A 20,419-nucleotide genomic window follows, 5' to 3' on the forward strand; every position below is an offset into this window, starting at 1 on the left:
TTTTCTATACCGGGGATGGCAGGATGAAAACAAAAACACTCACAATGACGCTGGGATTATTGGCTTTGGCAGTGATGGGCGGTGCGCGCGCCAGTACGCTGGTTTATTGTTCTGAAAGCTCACCGGAAGGGTTTAACCCGCAGTTGTTTACCTCGGGCCCGACGGTGGACGCCAGTTCGGCGACGATCTACAACCGATTGGTGGACTTCAAAACCGGCACCGTTGAGCTGCAGCCCAGCCTGGCCGAAAGCTGGCAGGTGAGCGAAGACGGCAAAAATTACACTTTTCACCTGCGCAAGGGGGTGAAATTCCAGAGCAATAAATACTTTACCCCCACCCGCGATTTCAACGCCGACGACGTCATCTTCTCCTTCATGCGGCAAAAAGACGCCAATAACCCTTATCACAAGGTTTCCAACGGCGCTTACACCAACTTTGAGTCGATGGAGTTCGGCACGTTGATCAACAACATTGTCAAAGTGGACGATAATACCGTGCGCTTTGAACTTTCGCGCGCAGAAGCGCCATTCGTGGCCGATCTCGGCATGTATTTCGCCACCATTCTCTCCGCCGAATATGCCGATGCGATGCTAAAGGCCGGTACCCCGCAGCGGGTGGACAACGACCCGATCGGCACCGGTCCCTTCCAGTTGGTGCAGTACCAGAAGGATGCGAAGATCCTCTATAAGGCGTTCGACCACTATTGGGAAGGCAAACCCAAGGTTGACCGCCTGGTGTTCTCAATTACCCCGGATGCGGCGGTGCGTTATGCCAAACTGCAAAAAAATGAGTGCCAGGTCATGCCGTTTCCTAACCCGGCGGATCTGACACGCATGCGTCAGGATCCCAATATCCAGGTCATGGAGAAGTCCGGTCTGAATATCGGTTTCCTGGCGTTCAATACCCAGAAAAAACCGCTGGATAACGTCAAGGTTCGGCAGGCGCTGGCGCTGGCGGTGAACAAACCGGCGATCCTCGAAGCGGTGTTCCACGGCGCGGGCCAGCCGGCGAAGAACCTGTTGCCGCCGACCCAGTGGGGCAGCAATGACAAGATTGAGGATTACCCGTATTCCCCGGAGAAAGCCAAAAAGTTACTGCAAGAGGCAGGGCTGGGGCAGGGCTTTGCGATAGATCTGTGGGCGATGCCGGTACAGCGGCCCTACAACCCGAATGCCAAGCGCATGGCGGAGATGATCCAGTCCGACTGGGCGAAGATTGGCGTGAAGGCCAAGATTGTCACCTTCGAGTGGGGCGAGTATCTGCAGCGGATAAAAAATGGCGAGCATCAAACGGCATTGATGGGCTGGACTACGGCCAATGGCGATCCGGATAACTTCTTTGGCCCGTTGTTTACCTGCGTGTCGGCCAACGGCGGTTCGAACTCGGCCAAGTGGTGCTATCCGCCGTTCGACAAGTTGATTTCGCAAGCGCGTGAGGAAAACGATCACGCCAAGCGGGTGGCAATGTATGAACAGGCACAGGTGATGATGCATGATCAGATGCCGGCGTTGATGATTGCCCATTCGACCATTTTTGAACCGGTGCGCAAAGAGGTGAAAGGCTACGAGATCGATCCCTTCGGCAAACACATCTTCAAACAGGTTTCGCTGGAGAAATAATAAAAAAGGGGCTGCATGGCAGCCCCTTAGGTCGTTGGCAATCGGCTCTGCTTTTTTATGGTAGGGGCGCTGCATGCTGCGCCCAGTTGCATAAACACTGGATTTAATCGGGTCGAACATGTTCGACCCCTACCGGTTTAGCCCCTTAGTGGGGGTTAGCAGTCTTGATTAAGCTGGCCGTTTAGAAATGGGTATTCACGCTCATATAGTAAGTACGACCCGGTTCGTTGTAGGTGGCGGCACCTGCACCGGCAATGTTAATGGCACCGGTGGTTGGGTCACCCACGTTCTGCGAGTTACCTTCGCGGAACTGACGTTTGTCGAACAGGTTGTCGATACCCGCCGTCAGGCTGATGTTTTTGGTCACATCATAGGTCGCGCTGGCACCTACCACGGCGTAAGGGCTGACTTCCTTGGTTTCAGTACCGCTGACCGGTTTACCCTGGTAGTTGTACTTCTTCGGTTTCTGACGGCCGTACCAGGTCAGGGTCGATTGCATCGACAGATCCTGGGTCGCTTGCCAGCTCAGCGTCGAGTTGATGGTGAACTTGGGGATCACCGACAGGTAGTCGCCGGTGCTCTTGTTCTTGTTCTCGATCATATAGGTGGCGTTGTTGCTCCAGGAGACGGTCTCGCTGACCGGCACGTTCAACGTGCCTTCCAGGCCCTGGACTACCGCTTTCGGCACGTTTTCCCATTGGTACACGGCTGTGCCGGTGCTGCTGGTGCCGATACGGCTATTGCCCGCTTCGATTTTATTGTGGTAATCGTTGCGGAAATAAGTCACGCCGGCCAGCCAGCCTTCATTGTGGAATTCCAACCCGACTTCTTTATTGACGCTGGTTTCTGCCTTCAGGTCGTCGTTACCCAGCAGATAGCAGCCATTTTTGACATCGCTGGACGAACAACCCTGACCTTTGCTGTACAGCAAATAGTTCTGGTTGGTCTGGTACAGGTTAGGCGCTTTGTAGGCGCGGGCGATGCCCATTTTCAGGGTGAAGTTGTCGCCCAGTTCCTGTGACAGGTTCAGCGACGGGCTCCAGTTGTTACCGGCTTCGGAGTGCAGATCGTAACGCAGGCCCGGCGTCAGCATGGTGCTGTCGGTCAGCTCCATGTTGTCTTCGGCAAACAGCGAGAAGATATGGGCGGATGCGTAAGGGCTACGAGTACCGCTACCTTGACCGGGAATGGTGCCCCCCATCATCGTTTGGCTGGTGGATGAACCGTCCTTCATGCGTTGCTGGTTCCATTCGGTACCCAGGGTGGCGGTTTGCGTCACACCCAGTTCAAATGGCACGCTGACTTCGCTGTGCGCCAGGAAATCGTCCAGCTTGGTGGTGCCGAAGCCTTCGTTTTTAGCGTCGAAGATACCTTCGGTACCGCCGGCCAACCCTTCGTTCAGGCGGGTATTGCGGGTGCGCTCGAACTGAACGTAGTTATTGGTGCTGACGCCATTGTCCCAGGCACCGCGGTGGTTAAGGCCGAAGGTCTCGCGATAGATACGGTTGGTTTCTTTGCCGTAGTTGCTCTGTACCAGCGCATTGGTGTTGGTGTTCTGAGTGTCACCGGCGTACAGGTTGCCCTGACGGCCATAGGAATACTCAAACTCCAGCGACTGCAGGTGCGCGAAGTCCCAGTGCAGCAAGGCGTCGATATTTTTATCTACCACCCCTTCACGGCCGGAAGGAATGCTGCTGGCGTAGGCACCCACTCGCTCGGATTTATGCGATTCGTTAATGTCCCAGGCATCGGCCTGAGTTTTGCTGTAACCCCCGAACAGGCGGAAGCTCAACTGGTCGGTCAGCGGGCCGGACAGGCTGAAGTCGGTACGCTTGGTGGAGCCTTCCTGCTTGTGCTCCGGCACGTCGAAATAGGTGTTCAGCGAGCCGTGCAGCTCTTTGGTGTTCTTCTTGGTGATGATGTTGACCACGCCGCCGGCGGCGCCGTTACCGTAACGGGCTGCCGCGGGGCCGCGCAGCACTTCGATACGTTCAATCATTTCCGGCGGGACCCAGGCGGTATCGCCGCGGGTATCACGCTCACCGCGCCAGCCCTGACGCACCGAGTTGCGGCTGCTGGCCGGTTTGCCGTCAATCAGGATCAGGGTATTTTCCGGGCCCATGCCGCGGATATCGATCTGGCGGTTGTTGCCGCGCTGGCCGCTGGTGGAGTTACCGGTCAGGTTAACGCCGGGCATGGTGCGGATCAGCTCGCTGATATCACGGGCAGGTGGGCGCTTTTTGATTTCGTCGGCGGTAATGGTAGAAACCCCAGGTGCCTGCAAGTTTTGCTTGGCGGCAGTGACGACAATAGTGTCTTCGGCGGCTTCTTTTTTACTTTTGGCGACCTTGTCTGTTTCTGGGCTGGTGTCAGTTTGCTGTGCGGCGTGTGCAAAAGCGGACGCGCCTAACCCTAACCCGATGAGTGTGGCTAAGGAATAACGTGATAATTTGCTGTTCATCTGAGAGTTCCTACCTTGCTGCCTTTCTCCGGGCACCGAAGCAGTAGCTCTCCGGCTATGAGAAGGGCGGTTGTAGTTTTTTGTTTTCGGAAAGAGAAACCCAATCGGCCAAGACGCAGCGGCCACGACATTGGATTCAGCGCTTAAATTCGGCATCCGTCCCTGTTGAAGAATACCTGCCCTGTTTACGAGCCTACACACACTATTGCAAACGCAAATAATTATCAATAGTATTCGACTTACCGTTTTCTTGGGCAGCGCCTCGCGCCGCGAAATTACCGGCTTTCCTGAAGCTGCCAGCTAAATAGTGAATAGGCGTTTGAAAACAAAATCCGAGTCAGAAAGCAGCAGATTATTATCAAGCAAGCACGCCGGGCGCCATGGATGGTGGCTGAATATCGCCAAACGCGGCACGCCGCTGGTGGAGCTGCAAGGGGATGGACGCGGGAAGGTCACCTTTTTATGGCGTGACCCCCAGGGATGTGAACTCACTTCAGCCTATCGACGCGTCTGGATCCACATCAATTGTCTGACCGACCATCATCAGTCGTCGCCGCCGCAGAGCCTGCAACGGCTGGAAGGGACCGACGTTTGGTACTGGCAGACCGAGCTCAGCGCCGACTGGCGCGGCAGCTACTGCTTTATCCCCTGTATGGACGACCGGCCACTGGCCCCCAGTGATGAGGATGCGCACGTTAATATGCATTCGGTCCGCCATTGGTGGCATCAGGTGTTTGCCGGTGCGACCCAGGACCTGCTGAATCCCCATCGTTCCTGGGCTGGTGTCGGCGGCCATGTATTGTCAGGTCTGCATATGCCGGAAGCGCTGCCGCAACCGGCCTGGCAGGATTTCGATCGCTATGCGGTCGCCAGCGGGCGTTGTACTCCAGCCCCCCCGGCGAAACTGCAGCGCCACAGCTGGCACAGCGAGCGTCTGGGCAATACCCGTAATGTCTGGGTTTATACCACCGGCGAAGGCGATCCAACACAACGTCCGCTGGCGATATTGCTGGACGGTCAATTCTGGGCGAGCAACATGCCGGTCTGGGATCCGCTGATGCAGTTGACCCGCGAGGGCAAGCTGCCGGAAGCGGTTTATCTGTTGATTGACATTATCGATCTTAAACACCGCTCCCAGGAGCTGGCCTGCAATGCAGATTTCTGGCTGGCGGTACAAGAAGAATTGCTGCCGCAGGTCGCCGAATGGGCGCCGTACCAGCGCGATCCTGCCCGTACTCTGGTGTGCGGCCAAAGTTTTGGCGGCTTGTCATCGCTGTATGCCGGGCTGCACTGGCCGCAGAGCTTCGGCGGGGTGATTTGCCAGTCCAGCTCTTTCTGGTGGCCACGTCGCGACATGTATCAGCTTGCGGAAATCCCGGCCGATGCCGGTTGGTTACTGCATCAGGTTGAGCAGGGCGTTGGCAAAGGCAAGCTGAAGGTGTTTATGGAAGCCGGCGTGCATGAAAAAGTGGCGCGCCGGGTCAACGATCGGATGGCGGACTTGCTGCGTGATGCCGGTCACCGGGTGCAATACCGGGTGGTGGCCGGGGGACACGATCATTTGTGCTGGCGTGGCGGCCTGATAGACGGTCTGCAGGCACTGTGGGCGGACCAATCTTCTGCCACCTCGATCAAGCTAACCTTCACTGCCCAAGGAGTCCGCGATGGAAACTCTGAACCCGTTCGATGACGAGCAACAAAGCTGCCTGATTGTGCAGAATGATGAATTGCAATACAGCCTGTGGCCAGACTTTAGCGCAGTGCCGGCGGGGTGGACGCCGGTGTTTGGCCCGGCGGCACGTCCGCTGTGCGTGATTTGGCTGGAACAGCATTGGCAGGATATGCGGCCCGCCTCGCTGCGTAAGGCGTGATGGCGCCAATACCGATAACAGGAGTCAGTACCTTGTCAGACCGGAATTTATTACCGACCGAACGGCCGTTCGCCACTGAACTGCCGTTGGTCGCCGCGCAACCCGGGATCTGGGTTGCCGATCAGATTTCACCGCATGCCAACGCCTATGCGGTTTCCCACTATATTGAGCTGAATGGCCCGCTGGATCAGGCGTGCCTGTTGCGTGCGATTGAGCAGGGGCTGTCGGAAGTAGATACCCTGCAGTTCCGCTTTGAAGAGCGTGACGGGGTGCCGATGCAGTGGCATGACCCCGAGCTGGCGATCCTGCCGGTAGAATACATCGATCTCAGCGAATCCCCCGATGCCGCTGCAGCGGCGCGTGCCCTCATGCAGTTGGATATGTCCGGTGATTTGCGCATCGGTAGCGGCAATGCGTTATATCGTCATATGCTGATCCGCCTGTCGGAACAGCGCTGGTTTTGGTATCAGCGTTATCATCATATTCTGGTAGATGGCTTCAGTTTTACCGCCATTGCCCGCAGAATTGCCCATATTTACACCCGGACGTTGCACAATGAACGGCCGGATCCGACGCCCTTCAGCGCATTCAGCGAAGTGGTCGAGGAATATCAGCGTTATGCGCAATCGCCCACCTCTCAGCGCGACGCTGCCTTCTGGTTGAACAAGGCACAGCAATTGCCGACGCCTGCCACCCTTTGCCCGCAACCGTTGGCCGGGCAGACGCCAACCACCCGTATTCACCGCTTGTCACAGCTGTGCGACCGACAAGATTTCACGCAGTTGGTGAACGCCGGTCAGCAGCAGTTCAGCGTGGCAGATATGGCACTGGCGCTGGTTGCGTTGTGGGTTTCACGCCTGAGCGGACATGCCAGCTTCAGCGCCGGTTTTATCTTTATGCGCCGTACCGGTTCGGCCGCGCTCTGTGCCAACGGACCGGTGATTAACGTCTTGCCGATCGAAATGCACCTCGACCCTCAGGCTACGCTGAGCGAGGTCGCCGGTAATATTGGTCGTGAGTTAAAAACCGTTCGCCGCCATCAGCGCTACGAGGCGGAGCAGGTGCAGCGCGATCTGGGGCGAATTGGCGATGCCCAACCGCTGTACGGCACGGTATTCAACTTTAAGATGTTCGATTTCCAGTTGGACTTCGGCGGTATCGAAGGCATCACCCATGAGCTGGCCTCCGGGCCGGTCCGTGATCTGGAGATTGCGTTGTACCTCGACGAGGCCGGTACGCTGAAGGTCGATCTGTTGGCTAATGCCGAACGTTATCAGCGCGATGAGCTGGCGGCGCATCTGCAACGCCTGCCTCTGTTGTTGCGTCAGTTTGCCGCACAGCCTCAGATGCCGATTGGCGATGCCGATTTGCTCACCGAGCAAGACCGCCAACTGTTGGCCCGGGTTAATGACACGGCACATCCGGTGAAGGCGCAAACCCTCAGCGGGCTGCTGGCGGAGCAGGCGCAGAAAACCCCTGACGCCCCGGCGCTGGCCGATGCGCAGTACCAATTTACCTATCGCGAAACTCGTGAGCAGGTTGCCGCGCTGGCGCGTCAGTTGACGGAGCAGGGCGTACAACCGGGTGATATCGTTGCCGTCGCCTTACCGCGCTCGGTCTTTTTGTCTCTGGCGTTAATGGCCATCGTCGAAGCCGGGGCGGCCTATTTGCCGCTGGATACCGGTTATCCTGACGAGCGTCTTGGCATGATGCTGGAGGACGCTGCGCCGCGCCTGATTATCACCGAACCGACCCAGCAGGCACGTTTTGCCGGCAAGGGTGAGATCTTGCTGTATGACGCGCCGTTGCCGATAGACAGCGCAGCCAACGTCACGCTCAATGGACCGACGCCGCATCACCCGGCCTATATTATCTTTACCTCCGGCTCGACCGGACGACCGAAAGGCGTGTTGGTGGGGCATCAGGCGATCGCCAACCGGTTGCTGTGGATGCAACATCAGTATCCTATGGCGGCAGGCGATGTGGTGCTGCAGAAAACGCCTTGCAGTTTTGACGTTTCGGTATGGGAATTCTTCTGGCCGCTGATAGTGGGGGCCCAGTTAGTGATGGCCCCGCCTGAAGCGCATCGCGATCCGGAACAGTTGCTCCAGTTGATTGATCAACATCGTGTCACCACCATGCACTTTGTCCCTTCGATGCTGGCGGCCTTCGTCAGCGCGTTGGATAGCCCGCAGGCGGTGGCGTGTTGTGCGCCGTTACGCCAGGTATTTTGCAGTGGTGAAGCCTTGCCGGCGGAACTGTGCCGCCTGTGGCAAAGCCGCACTGCGGTGCCGTTGCATAACCTGTACGGGCCGACCGAAGCGGCGGTGGACGTCAGCTGGCATCCGGCCTGGGGCGAAGCCTTGGCAGCCGTCACTGGCGCCAATGTGCCGATTGGTTTACCGGTTTGGAACACCGGTTTACGCATCCTCGATACGCGCCTGCGGCCAGTGCCGCCGGGCGTCGCCGGTGATTTGTACCTTACCGGTGTGCAACTGGCGCACGGCTATCTGGGACGACCGGAACTGACCGCCAGCCGCTTTGTGGCCGATCCTGACGGCGATGGCGGGCGGATGTATCGCACGGGTGACGTCGCCCGTTGGCTGCCGGGAGGCGAGGTGGAATACCTTGGCCGCAGTGACGATCAGTTAAAAATACGTGGGCAACGTATTGAGTTGAGTGAAATCGACCATGCTTTGCTGTCGCTGCCGGGGATTAAACAGGCGGTGACTCACGCGCTGGTGCTGGAAAATACGCCAACCGATCCTGGCGGCGGCGATGCTCGTCAACTGGTGGGCTATCTGGTGGCGCAGCCCGGTGTGCGCCTTGATCTTGACGCGCTCCGCGCAGCGTTGGCCGATCGCCTGCCGCCGCATATGGTGCCGGTGGCGCTGGTCGAGATGGATACTCTGCCGCTGAGTGCCAATGGCAAGCTGGATCGTAAAGCGTTGCCGCAACCGCAGGGCGCTGCCCGCGCCGCAGGGCGTGAGCCGCAAGCGGGGCTGGAGACGGCGATCGCTGCGGTGTTCGCCCGCCTGCTGCAACGCGAAACCGTGTTTGCCGACGATGACTTCTTTGCCCTCGGCGGGCACTCGCTGTTGGCGATGCGTTTGGCGGCGGAGCTGCGGCGTGAACTGGGCAAGGCGGTGTCGGTAGGCCAGGTGATGGTGGCTTCCCGCGTGGAACAGCTGGCGCAGCTGTTGGCCGAAGAACGCACCCAGGAAGAAGCTGACAAAACCGGTTTTGACCGCGTTCTGCCGCTGCGCACCACCGAAGGACCAACGCTGTTCTGCCTGCATCCGGCATCCGGCTTCTCATGGCAGTTCAGCGTGTTGCCGCGCTATATCGATCAGCACTGGTCGCTGGTGGGTATTCAGTCACCACGGCCGGATGGCCCGTTGGCGCTGAGCGAAAATATGGACCAGGTATGCGACGCGCATCTGGAGACGGTGTTGCAAGTGCAACCGCACGGCCCGTATCACTTTATCGGTTACTCGCTGGGCGGCACTCTGGCACAAGGCATTGCCGCGCGCTTACAGGCAAAGGGTGAAGAAGTGGCTTTCCTTGGGCTGCTGGATACCTATCCGCCGGAAACGCAAAACTGGGACGTGATGTTGGATGACAACGTGTTGAAAGAAGTTCAGCGCGAACGTCAGCAGTTCCTGGCGGTGTCTGAAGATGCGCTGGATCCGGCATTGGGCGAAACCCGCGTAGCCATGTTCGATAATATCGAAGCCAACTATGCCGATTCGGTTCGTCTGCTTTCAGCCACCCATACGGCGAACTTCAAAGGACAGGCGACGCTGTTTGTCGCGCGCCAGACGTTGCAGGAGGGGATGGATGTTCAGCAGACCTGGTCGCAATATGTGGACGCGCTACAGGTTCATGAACTGGACTGCGCGCACGTGGATATCGTTTCACCAACGTCGTTCAAGGTATTAGGACCGTTGTTGAACCGCATACTTCGCGCTTTATAATACCCAGTGATGGTAGGGGACGAATACATTCGTCCCGATTAACGCGGGCCCAGCATGCTGGGCCCCTACAATCTCGATTACTTACCCAGCGGTACCACCAACGGCGTGTGCGAGACGGGATCGTCAATGATCATGCAGCGCAGACCGTAGACCTTTTCGATCAATTCCGGCGTCACAATATCCTTCGGTGCCCCCTCGGCCACCACTTTACCGTCGCGCATGGCAATCAGATGCGTAGCGTAACGGCAGGCATGGTTGAGATCGTGCAGCACCACCACCAGCGTATGGCCATTTTCACGGTTTAACTGGCGCATCAGTTCCAGCAAGTCGATCTGATGGCTGATATCCAGCCAGGTGGTCGGCTCATCCAACAGCAGCAACGGCGTTTGCTGCGCCAATACCATGGCAATCCAGACCCGCTGACGCTGTCCGCCGGAAAGCGTATCAACCGGCTGTTCAGCCAGTTCAAACACGCCGGTGGAGCGCATGGCCTGTTCGACCGCCTGCTGGTCTTCTTCACGCCAGCGGCTGAACAGGCGCTGATGCGGATAGCGACCGCGTGCCACCAGATCAAACACGGTAATGTCACCCGGCGCGGTCGAGCTTTGTGGCAACAGCCCCAACTGGCGAGCCACCTCTTTGGTGGCATAGTCGCTAATGTGTTTGCCGTTGAGCCAGATGGCACCGGCCTGCGGCTGCATCAGGCGGCTAAGAGTGCGCAGCAAGGTCGATTTTCCGCAGGCATTCGGCCCGATAATGACCGTCAGTTCACCGTGCGGAATAGAAACGGAAAGGTCGCGCGCGACGATTTTTTTGTCATAGCCGAGCGTCAGGTTTTCGGCGCGTAACGGCGCGGGCTGTAAGAGTTCAGCATTCATTTTTTTCGTGACTCACGGATTAATAGCCAAATCAGATAAATGCCGCCCAGGCTGACGGTCAATACCCCGACCGGCAACTGATAAGGCATAAACAGGCGTTGCGCCGCGACATCGGCGAGCAGCAGCAACAGGGCACCCGTCAGGGCTGTCAGCAACAGGACGCTGCGGTTGGCGCACAGGCGTCGCGCAATCTGGGGGGCCACCAACGCAATAAAGGAGATCGGCCCGGCGACGGCGGTGGCGGCGGCAGTCAGGGTAACGCCGACCAATAACAGCAGCACGCGTGAGCGCTCCACCGGCACACCGAGTGCGCAGGCGGTGTCATCGCCCATCTCCAGCAGCCGCATGCGGCGGGCCAGCATCAACAGCAACAGGCAGCACAGCGCAATCACCGCCAGCACCGGCAAACTTTTCGCCCAGGTCACGCCGTTGAGCGAACCGGCGCTCCACAGTCCGGCGGTCATGGCGGACTCCAGCGAAGCGCTGATGATCAGCCAGGTATTGCCGGCCACCAGCAGGGCGCGAACGGCAATACCGACGATAATCAAACGGAATGACTCGACGCCGTTGCGCCATGCCAGCAGATAAATCAGCGCGGCGGTCAGCAAGCCACCGGCCAGTGCCCCGGAGGTGATGCCGAGAATGCCGCCGTTAAACAGCACTATTGCCACCAGTACGCCGCTGTAAGCGCCGGTATTAAAACCGATGACGTCCGGGCTGCCGAGCGGGTTACGCAGCAGCGATTGGAAGATGGCGCCGCTGATACCGAGCGCGGCACCTAACAACAGCGCCATTATCACGCGAGGCAAACGCCACTGGGTAACGATCACCGACAGGTTGGCCGGGCCTTCACCGCGTAAGGCATCGATCACCTGCAGAGCGCTGAGCGACAGAGCGCCGGAACCCAGGGCATAAATCGCCAGTGCCAGAGCGGCAAGCAACAGCAGCAGCGCGGTTAGCGCCGGGCGCGACAAGGCGCGCATTTTGTGGTTGGCCATCAGACGGGCTGCGGACATCGACATTAGCGCTGCCTCCTGAACATATGGCGTTGACGAACCAGCATAATCAGCAGCGGTGCGCCAATAAGCGCGGTGACGATGGAAACGCGCAGTTCACCGGCGACCAGGAAGCGGCCGATCAGATCGGCGCTCAGCAGCAGGATAGGGGTCAATACCAAGGTCCACGGCAGCATCCAGTGCAACTCGGAGCCGGCCAGTCGCCGGGCAATGTGCGGCATCATCAGCCCGACAAAGGCTATCGGACCAACGGCGGCGGTGGCGCCACCGCACAGCAATGTGATCGCCAGCAACCCCAGCAACTGGGTGCGGACGATACCGGTGCCCAGCGCGGTGGCTAACTCATTGCCCATACTCAGGCTGTTCAGCGATTTGCTCATCCACAGCGTGATTGCTGTGCCCAGCAGGATCGGCAGGGCAACGGTGCGCACCACCTGCATATTTTGAATATCCAGCGAACCGGCCTGCCAAAAACGCAGCTGATCGAAGACCAGCGGGTTCAACAGGGAAATGCCGGAGGTCATGCCTTCCAGCACCGCCGCCAGCGCAACGCCGGCCAGCGTCAGGCGAACCGGGTTCAGGCTGCTGCCACCCAATGCGCCGATCAGCGCCACCAGCAGGGCGGCAAACATTGCGCCGGCAAAGGCGAACCACAGATATTCGCCGACGTGGGCGGCACCAAAGAAAGTGATGCCCAATACCACGGCAAACCCCGCGCCGGCGTTAACGCCGAGAATGCCGGGGTCGGCCAGCGGATTGCGGGTGAGGGTTTGCATCAGCACGCCGGACAGGCCAAGGGCGATACCCGCGAGCACGCCGATCAGCGTGCGCGGCAGCCTGGCGTTGGTAATGATGGTGCAGTCGGCGCCGCTACATTGGCCGTTGAGCGCCTGGATAACCGTGTCGAAGGGGATAGATTTGGCACCGAGCGACAGGCTGAGCAGCATGACGACCAACAGGGCGCAAACGGCAATCAGCAAGCCAAGCAGCTTGCGACGAAATGAGCGGGGAGTGCCACCCGTAAGACGGTCCCTGGACAGCGGAATGGACGGTGTGCAATTGCGTGTAATCCGTAACATAACAATCCATTATTTTATTGAATATGAATGATATTTATTATCATTATTGATTGTTTTCATCTATGGTACCATGAGTCCCTTCGCTATTGCAGCACAGACGCTGCCCCTTTTCTTTAGTTGTGGTGAGAAAGCTAATGAGTAAGCCCTCTATTTTGCTTGATTTTGGCCTGCTTAAGACCAATAGCGCCTTTCGCGCTGTGTTCTGCGCGCGTTTTATTTCCATTCTGGCGCTCGGGCTGATGGCCATTGCCATCCCGGTGCAGATCCAGGCCCTGACCGGGTCGACGTTGCTGGTCGGGTTGTCCGTGACGCTGGCCGGCAGCGGCATGTTTGCCGGTTTGCTGATGGGGGGCGTACTGGCTGACCGCTACGAGCGCCGCCGTCTGATCCTCTTCGCTCGTTCCACCTGTGGTATTGGGTTTATCGGTCTTTGTTTAAACGCCGCTTTACCTGCGCCGTCATTAACGCTGATTTATCTGCTGGCGGTTTGGGACGGGTTCTTCGGGGCGGTAGGCGTGACGGCGTTGCTGGCGGCGACGCCTGCGCTGGTTGGGCGTGAAAATATCGTTCAGGCCGGTGCCATCAGCATGCTGACGGTGCGTTTTGGCTCCATTCTTTCCCCGGCGATCGGCGGGTTGGTGATTGCCAACGCCGGCGTGACCTGGAACTACGCTTTGGCGGCCTTCGGCACCTTGCTGACGTTGATCCCTTTATTGCAGCTGCCACAGTTGTTGCCACCCCCTCAGCCGCGTGAGCATCCGCTGCGCGCACTGGCCGGGGGATTTGGCTTCCTGTTTCGTAACCGGGTGATTGGCATGGTGGCGCTGATCGGCGCGTTGCTGACCATGGCCAGCGCGGTGCGAGTGCTGTACCCGGCGATGTCCGGCATGTGGCAGGTCAGTGCGGCGCAGCTGGGCTTTATGTATTCCGCCGTGCCGCTGGGCGCGGCAATTGGCGCCTTTACCAGTGGCCGGGTGGCGCACGTGGCGCGGCCGGGCTGGATGATGCTGATGACGGCGATTGGCGCGTTTGTCGCTATCGGCCTGTTCGGCCTGATGCCCTGGTACGGTCTGGCACTGTTCTTCCTGGTGGTGTTTGGCTACCTGAGCGCATTGAACTCATTACTGCAGTACGGGCTGATTCAGAACCTGACGCCGGATGCTTTCCTGGGGCGCATTAATGGCCTGTGGACGGCGCAAAACGTGGTGGGGGACGCATTGGGTGCCCTGCTGCTGGGGGCGATGGGGGCGTTTATGTTGCCGGCCATGACTTCAACCAGCTTCGGTTTTGGCGTGGCGGTACTGGGTGTGGTACTGGCGTTCGCGATGAAAGGTCTGCGTCAGGTGAGCCTTGGCGGGCAGGAAAGCGATCTCCAGCCCGCCGCGGGATCTACTGAGAAATAAACTGTTTTTCCAACAGCGTCAGCAGGTTGCTGGCGCTGTAGTAGTCCAGTCGGAAGGTGTCATTGCCCAGCGCATAAACCCGCTTATGCTGCACCGCCGGCAGGTGAGCGAGGAAAGGATTGGCCATCAGCCGCTGCGCATCGCTTTCGTTGTTGGCAAACAGCATCAGCGTCTGGCCGTTCAGCCCTTCCGCCAGGTTTTCCCCGGCGAGCTGAATGATGTCCTTACGCATACCCATGCTGCGGCTGTTGTTCAACTTGTCAGACGGAACCGCCAGGGTGAAACCCAGCTGCTTGAGCATTTGCCCCTGGGAAGATTCGGCGGTCCACAGGTTGGCTGACTTGCCGTCGGCGCTGAAGACCAGAGCGGAGGTCGGTTGTTCCGGCAGCGTCATACGCTGTTTGAGCGACTTTTCGCGGCTATCGAAATCATCAACGATTTTTTGCGCCTTGGCTTCGTGCCCGGTGGCCTGGCCCAGCTCTATCGCCAGCGCCTGCCAGCTTTTGTCGTCGTAATTGACCACCAGCACCGGGGCAATGGCGGACAGCTGATCGTACAGGCGTACGGCGGAGTCGGCGCCGGTAGCGGAGATGATGATCAGGTCAGGCGCTTCACCGGCAATGGCTTCTGCGTTGGGTTCACCAATGTATAGGCGCTTTACGCCGCGCTGCGTTGCGATAGCGCTCCATTGGTGGAAAAAACCTTGTGAGTCCGCCAGACGGCTGCCGGGCGTGGTGGCGCCGCTGGCGATCACTGGCGCATCAATCGCCAGCAGGGTGCCGGTGACGGTTACGCTGGTGGAAACGATGCGGGTAGGGGGCTGCTGCAGGGTCACTACGCCGTGAGAGGTTTCGATTTTACGCGGCCAACAGGCCTCTGTGGCATGGGCTGCACCCATGGCTAACATGCCAAACAGTGCGAAGCCGAAGAACAGGTTCTTCTTCATAAAGCATTCCTTAGAATTTAAATAGTAATACTTATCATTTATATAATTAAAACTGCTGGTTTTATAGCACGATAATGAATAGAAGAACTGTTTACATTTATTGACATAGCATATTCACGAGGGTAATTTAACGCGATTCAATACAAATGATAATCATTATTATACGGGTTATTGTTCATGATACGAAAGGGAGAACCGATGAGCGTGACAGTAAAGGGTACCGGGCAGAAGAAGCCGCACAGCAAGGAGAGCGAGTCGTCCGTAGCAGGCGTGTCGCCGACCTCCGGCTTTTTCTTTACCTCTCCTTTCCGTAGCCTGAGCACCCAGGGCTGCTTCGCTAAAATCACGCTGCCGGCCCAGGGCGGGGATCAGCTTAACGGCGAGTTCCAGCAGGCGGTACGGCATGCTTTTGCCGAAGCCAAACTGGCGGGGGTGAAAAACCCGGTTCTGTGCGGCGCGATCCCGTTCGATACTCATCAACCCTCTGCGCTTTTTATTCCCCAGCACACCCAGTGGTTTGAGCGCGATGCCTTTTTGGCTGGCGTAACCTCACCACAGGAAGCCCTGCCGGAAATTATCAGCCAAAATGAAGTGCCGGCACAACAGCCTTTCATGCAGATGGTGGCAGATGCGGTGGAAGCAACCCGTGGTGACCAACTGGATAAAGTGGTGCTGTCACGCCTGCTGGAGATTGAAACACGCGAACCGGTAGACAGTCAGGCATTGATGGCGCGTATCATCGCGCAAAACCCGCATGGCTTCCATTTCCATGTGCCGTTGGAACAGGGAGCATTGCTGGGCGCGAGCCCTGAACTGCTACTGCGTAAATCCGGCGCACAATTTTATTCCAACCCGCTGGCAGGCTCCGCCCGTCGTGACGCCGACCCGCAGCGGGATCGTGAAGTCAGCCAACAGCTGTTGGTTTCCGAGAAAGATCTCTACGAGCACCAGTTTGTTACCGAAGGTATGCGGCAGGTGCTGGCCGATCGCTGCAGTTATTTGAATATCCCCACCTCGCCTGAATTATTGAGCACCACCACGCTGTGGCACTTGTCTACGCCAATCGACGGCGAGGCCGCCAGCCGGGCGGAAAACGCGTTGTCGTTGGCCTGCTTGCTGCATCCGACACCGGCGCTGTGCGGTACGCCAACGGCGCTGGCGCATCAGGTGATCAAGCAACTGGAGCCTTTTGATCGCGGCCTGTTTGGCGGCATCGTCGGCTGGTGTGATGCCGAAGGCAACGGGGAGTGGGTAGTGACCATCCGTTGTGGCACGGTGCAGGGCAACCAGGTGCGACTCTTTGCCGGAGCCGGCATTGTGCAAGACTCTTCGCCGGAATCTGAATGGCACGAAACCGGCACCAAACTCAGTACCATTTCGCGGGCGTTTGGCCTGAACCAAGGATAGACATTTCCATGAGCATTGCTTTTACTCCCTGGCCTGAGGCATTAGCCCGTCGCTATCGCGAACGGGGATATTGGACCGACCGGCCATTGACCGACATCATCACCCGCCAGGCTAAAAATGACGCCATCGCGCTGATCGACCCGCAACGCAGCCTGAGCTATCGCCAGCTTAATCAACTCTCCGATCGACTGGCTGCGGCCTTGCTGCGTCGGGGCATACACAGCGGCGATACCGCGCTGGTGCAGTTGGGTAACGTGGTCGAGTTCTACGTGACTTTCTTTGCGCTGTTGAAAATTGGCGTGGTGCCGGTAAATGCGCTGTTTAGCCACCAACGCAATGAGCTGAACGCCTATGCGGCACAGATCAAACCGGCGTTGCTGATTGCCGATCGTCAGCATGGCCTGTTCGGTAACGACGAATTCCTGACGACGTTTCGCGCTGAACATCCTTCATTGCGCCTGGTCGCTTTGCGCAGTGAGGAACAGGGTGAGCAGTCGCTGGCGAGCTGGCTGGAAGAGGATTGCGGCGATTTCGTGGCTGCGCCAACCGCGGCCGATCAGGTAGCGTTCTTCCAACTCTCCGGTGGCAGTACCGGCACGCCGAAGCTGATCCCACGTACCCACAACGACTACTACTACAGCATTCGCCGCAGCGTGGAGATTTGTCATTTTGATGACGAAACCCGTTATCTGTGCGCACTGCCGGTAGCACACAACTATCCGATGAGCTCGCCTGGCGTGTTGGGCGTGTTTTACGGTGGTGGGCTGGTGGTGTTCGCCAGCGATCCGGATGCCGGGCAATGCTTCCGTTTGATCGACCAGCATCAGATCAACGTGACTGCGCTGGTGCCGCCGGCGGTAACGCTGTGGCTGCAGGCCATTGAGGAATGGGGCGGTTGCCAGCAGTTGGCCAGCCTGAAGCTGCTGCAGGTGGGCGGTGCCAAGCTGGGGGAAACCCTGGCCGCGCGCATTCCGGCCGAAATCGGCTGTCAGCTGCAGCAGGTGTTCGGCATGGCGGAAGGCCTGGTGAACTACACCCGGCTGGATGATGACGAGCAGCATATTTTGACTACTCAGGGCTGCCCGATGTCGCCGGATGACGAACTTTGGGTGGCCGATGACGACGGTAATCCGCTGCCTGTCGGCGAGACCGGGCGTCTGATGACCCGTGGCCCCTATACCTTCCGCGGTTATTACCAAAGCCCGGAACATAATGCCGCCGCCTTCGATAAAGACGGTTTCTACTGCTCCGGCGACTTGATTAGCCTGACTGAAGACGGCTACGTGAAGGTTGAAGGGCGGCAGAAAGACCAAATCAACCGCGGTGGTGAGAAGATTGCCGCCGAGGAGATCGAAAACCTGCTGCTGCGTCATCCGGAAGTGATCAATGCGGCGTTGGTTTCGATGCCGGACGAGTTGATGGGCGAAAAAAGCTGCGCCTACATTATCGCCACCAGCCCATTGAAACCGGTCGTTTTGCGTCGCCATTTACGCGCCGAGGGCGTGGCCGAATTCAAATTACCCGACCGCTTTATACAGGTTGAGACGCTGCCGCTCACCCCGGTTGGCAAAGTGGATAAAAAACTGTTGCGCCAACGCCTGGAGGCGCAACAACTGACTCAGGTCCAGGGAGAATAAGTCATGGCCATTCCAAAACTTAATGATTACGCGTTGCCGACTCAGGCTGAACTGCCGACCAACAAAGTGAGCTGGACGGTGGAACCGCAGCGCGCTGCACTGTTGATCCACGACATGCAGCAGTATTTTCTGAATTTCTGGGGTGAAGACAGCCCGTTGATCAAACAGGTAGTGGAGAACATCGCCAACCTGCGCCGCTACTGCAAGTCCCAGGGCATCCCGGTGTTTTACACCGCGCAGCCTAATCAGCAGAGCGATGAAGATCGGGCGTTGCTCAATGATATGTGGGGGCCTGGATTGAACAAGCACCCGGAGCAACAGGCGGTAGTCGCCGCGCTGGCGCCGGAAGAAGACGACACTGTGCTGGTCAAATGGCGTTACAGCGCCTTTCACCGTTCACCGCTGCAGGAAATTCTGCAGGAGTCAGGCCGCGATCAACTGATCATCTGTGGTGTTTACGCCCATATCGGCTGTATGACCACGGCGCTAGATGCCTTTATGCGTAACATTCAGCCGTTTATGGTTGCTGATGGTCTGGCCGACTTCTCTCGCGAAGAGCACCTGATGGCGCTGCGTTACACGGCCGGCCGCTGTGGCCGCGTGGTCACCACCGCCGAACTGCTGCCAGGGATCACCAGCAAAGCGGCGTTGCGTCAGCAAATCATGCCTTTCCTCGACGAAGACAGCGAGGACATGGGTGACGACGAGAACCTGATCGACTACGGTCTGGATTCAGTGCGGATCATGGAGCTGGCGGCGCGCTGGCGTAAGATCCGCGGCGATATCGATTTTATCGCCCTGGCAAAGAACCCGACCATTGATGGTTGGTGGGCGCTGTTGTCAGAGGGGAAAGCCTGATGAGTCAACAGGGCGATTTTGCCGGCAAACGAGTCTGGGTTACCGGCGCGGGCGCCGGGATTGGCCTGGAGACCGCATTGGCGTTTGTGCGGGCCGGTGCCGAGGTAATTGGTTTCGATAAGCACTTTGGCGAACCGGAATATGCGTTTCGCACCGAAGTGCTGGATATCGCCGACAGCGATGCGGTAGATGCCCTGTGCGGGCGTTTGCTGGCGGAGCAGGGTGAGTTGGACGTGTTGGTCAACGGCGCCGGTATTCTGCGCATGGGGCTGGCGGACGAAACCAGCACCGCAGACTGGTTGGCCTGCATGGCGGTTAATGCCGGGGGTGCATTCAATATGTTCCGCCATGCCCTGCCGGTATTCCGTCGCCAGAGACGCGGCGCTATTGTCAGCGTGGCATCCAATGCGGCGCATGTGCCGCGTGTTGGCATGGCGGCCTATTGCGCTTCCAAAGCGGCATTGCGTAGCCTGTGCCAAACCGTGGGGTTGGAAATGGCGCCTTATGGCGTACGTTGCAACCTGGTTTCGCCCGGCTCGACCAATACCCCGATGCAGCGCGGCATGTGGCAGGACGAAACGGGGGAACAGAACACCATCAACGGTTTCCCGGAACAGTTCAAGCTGGGTATTCCGCTGGGTAAAATTGCCCAACCGCAGGAAATCGCCGATGCCATTTTGTTCCTGGCTTCCGATCGCGCCAGCCATATCACCATGCAGGATATCGTGATTGACGGCGGGGCGACGCTGGCGGCCTGATAATCCGCTCGACAACGCCAGGATAGCCCAAGGGCGCTGCTTGCAGCGCCTTTTCTATTGGCGGCGCAGGGGCATGATTATTTTCAGGGGCAGGGCGGACGTGGTGAGGCTTATAGAGATTATCAGGGCGCAGATGCGAAAAAAGCGCCAAAAGGCGCTTTTTCTGTATTGGTGGGTCGTGCAGGATTGACTCGGCCTTGGGCCTCGCCCTGCGGGCAACGCTGTGCGTTGTCGTCTCGCTTCGCTCGGCTCGAACCTGAACGCAGGTTCTCATCCAGCACGATACGGCGGAGTATGTGATCAAGGAGTTTGCGGGAATAAGGTAGCGCAGATGCGAAAAAAGCGCCTAAAGGCGCTTTTTCTGTATTGGTGGGTCGTGCAGGATTGACTCGGCCTTGGGCCTCGCCCTGCGGGCAACGCTGTGCGTTGTCATCTCGCTTCGCTCGGCTCGAACCTGAACGCAGGTTCTCATCCAGCACGATACGGCGGAGTATGTGATCAAGGAGTTT

The 20,419-nt window shown here is 58.3% G+C and carries 14 protein-coding genes and 2 other RNA genes; 9 read left to right on the forward strand and 7 right to left on the reverse strand.

All coding sequences use genetic code 11. The annotated features are described in order from the left end of the window. The first annotated feature begins 23 nt into the window (after nt 1–23). Nucleotides 24–1,619, forward strand: a complete 1,596-nt coding sequence (locus AC1RKC_RS23375; RefSeq protein WP_046372995.1) for an ABC transporter substrate-binding protein — start codon at nt 24–26, stop codon at nt 1,617–1,619. A gap of 181 nt (nt 1,620–1,800) precedes the next feature. Here the strand turns inward: AC1RKC_RS23375 and AC1RKC_RS23380 are convergent, their stop codons facing one another. Then, nucleotides 1,801–4,080 carry a TonB-dependent siderophore receptor gene (locus tag AC1RKC_RS23380; RefSeq protein ID WP_122079953.1) on the reverse strand — a complete coding sequence of 760 codons (2,280 nt, stop codon included), beginning with the start codon at nt 4,078–4,080 and terminating at the stop codon, nt 1,801–1,803. 319 nt (nt 4,081–4,399) lie between these two features. Here AC1RKC_RS23380 and fes point away from each other — a divergent pair, with 319 nt between their 5' ends. The 3 genes from fes to AC1RKC_RS23395 are packed head-to-tail and all read left to right on the forward strand — an operon-like array spanning nt 4,400 to nt 9,928. Further along, nucleotides 4,400–5,770, forward strand: coding sequence for an enterochelin esterase (fes, locus tag AC1RKC_RS23385; protein ID WP_197821202.1), 1,371 nt, complete (start codon nt 4,400–4,402; stop codon nt 5,768–5,770). After that, nucleotides 5,745–5,951, forward strand: a complete 207-nt coding sequence (locus AC1RKC_RS23390) for an MbtH family protein (protein ID WP_020827972.1) — start codon at nt 5,745–5,747, stop codon at nt 5,949–5,951. Before fes ends, AC1RKC_RS23390 begins: the two co-directional genes overlap by 26 nt. A gap of 32 nt (nt 5,952–5,983) precedes the next feature. Then, entirely contained in the window at nt 5,984–9,928 is a 3,945-nt protein-coding gene (locus AC1RKC_RS23395; protein WP_493092761.1) for an enterobactin synthase subunit F, read from the forward strand. Between the two features lie 77 nt (nt 9,929–10,005). On the opposite strand, the gene AC1RKC_RS23400 is transcribed toward AC1RKC_RS23395, so the two are convergent. From AC1RKC_RS23400 to fepD, 3 genes are read right to left on the reverse strand one after another with little or no spacing between them, the layout of a single operon-like run. Continuing rightward, entirely contained in the window at nt 10,006–10,806 is an 801-nt protein-coding gene (locus tag AC1RKC_RS23400) for an ATP-binding cassette domain-containing protein (RefSeq protein ID WP_020827970.1), read from the reverse strand. After that, entirely contained in the window at nt 10,803–11,828 is a 1,026-nt protein-coding gene (gene fepG, locus AC1RKC_RS23405) for an iron-enterobactin ABC transporter permease (protein WP_261450180.1), read from the reverse strand. Before fepG ends, AC1RKC_RS23400 begins: the two co-directional genes overlap by 4 nt. After that, nucleotides 11,828–12,901: a Fe(3+)-siderophore ABC transporter permease gene (gene fepD, locus AC1RKC_RS23410; protein ID WP_490635682.1), complete on the reverse strand. Its 1,074-nt coding sequence runs from the start codon at nt 12,899–12,901 to the stop codon at nt 11,828–11,830. The genes fepG and fepD overlap by 1 nt, the downstream gene beginning before the upstream one ends. Nucleotides 12,902–13,035: 134 nt before the next feature. On the opposite strand from fepD, the gene entS reads away from it, so the two are divergent. Beyond that, nucleotides 13,036–14,304: an enterobactin transporter EntS gene (gene entS / locus AC1RKC_RS23415; protein WP_020827967.1), complete on the forward strand. Its 1,269-nt coding sequence runs from the start codon at nt 13,036–13,038 to the stop codon at nt 14,302–14,304. Here entS and fepB read toward each other — a convergent pair. Continuing rightward, nucleotides 14,291–15,250, reverse strand: a complete 960-nt coding sequence (fepB, locus tag AC1RKC_RS23420; RefSeq protein WP_493092762.1) for a Fe2+-enterobactin ABC transporter substrate-binding protein — start codon at nt 15,248–15,250, stop codon at nt 14,291–14,293. The genes entS and fepB overlap by 14 nt on opposite strands. A gap of 198 nt (nt 15,251–15,448) precedes the next feature. Between fepB and AC1RKC_RS23425 the strand changes: the two genes are divergently transcribed. Genes AC1RKC_RS23425 through dhbA form a run of 4 tightly spaced genes read left to right on the forward strand, consistent with a single transcriptional unit; the run spans nt 15,449 to nt 19,910 of the window. Continuing rightward, the gene (locus AC1RKC_RS23425) at nt 15,449–16,657 is read left to right on the forward strand and encodes an isochorismate synthase (protein ID WP_116690030.1); all 1,209 of its coding nucleotides are present in this window, start codon (nt 15,449–15,451) and stop codon (nt 16,655–16,657) included. An 8-nt stretch (nt 16,658–16,665) separates the two neighbouring features. Beyond that, the gene (locus AC1RKC_RS23430; protein ID WP_261102488.1) at nt 16,666–18,294 is read left to right on the forward strand and encodes a (2,3-dihydroxybenzoyl)adenylate synthase; all 1,629 of its coding nucleotides are present in this window, start codon (nt 16,666–16,668) and stop codon (nt 18,292–18,294) included. A 3-nt stretch (nt 18,295–18,297) separates the two neighbouring features. Next, the gene (locus AC1RKC_RS23435; RefSeq protein WP_261286723.1) at nt 18,298–19,152 is read left to right on the forward strand and encodes an isochorismatase; all 855 of its coding nucleotides are present in this window, start codon (nt 18,298–18,300) and stop codon (nt 19,150–19,152) included. Then, a complete protein-coding gene (dhbA, locus tag AC1RKC_RS23440) occupies nt 19,152–19,910 on the forward strand; it encodes a 2,3-dihydro-2,3-dihydroxybenzoate dehydrogenase (protein WP_048760943.1) in 759 nt (252 codons plus the stop codon). The genes AC1RKC_RS23435 and dhbA overlap by 1 nt, the downstream gene beginning before the upstream one ends. A 169-nt stretch (nt 19,911–20,079) precedes the next feature. Here the strand turns inward: dhbA and AC1RKC_RS23445 are convergent. Both AC1RKC_RS23445 and AC1RKC_RS23450 read right to left on the reverse strand, forming a co-directional pair. Continuing rightward, nucleotides 20,080–20,205: non-coding RNA, RtT sRNA (locus AC1RKC_RS23445), on the reverse strand. Nucleotides 20,206–20,277: 72 nt separating this feature from the next. After that, nucleotides 20,278–20,403, reverse strand: a non-coding RNA gene (locus AC1RKC_RS23450) — RtT sRNA. Between the last annotated feature and the right edge of the window lie 16 nt (nt 20,404–20,419).

The organism is Serratia sp. GW822-FHT06E05 (assembly GCF_058799445.1).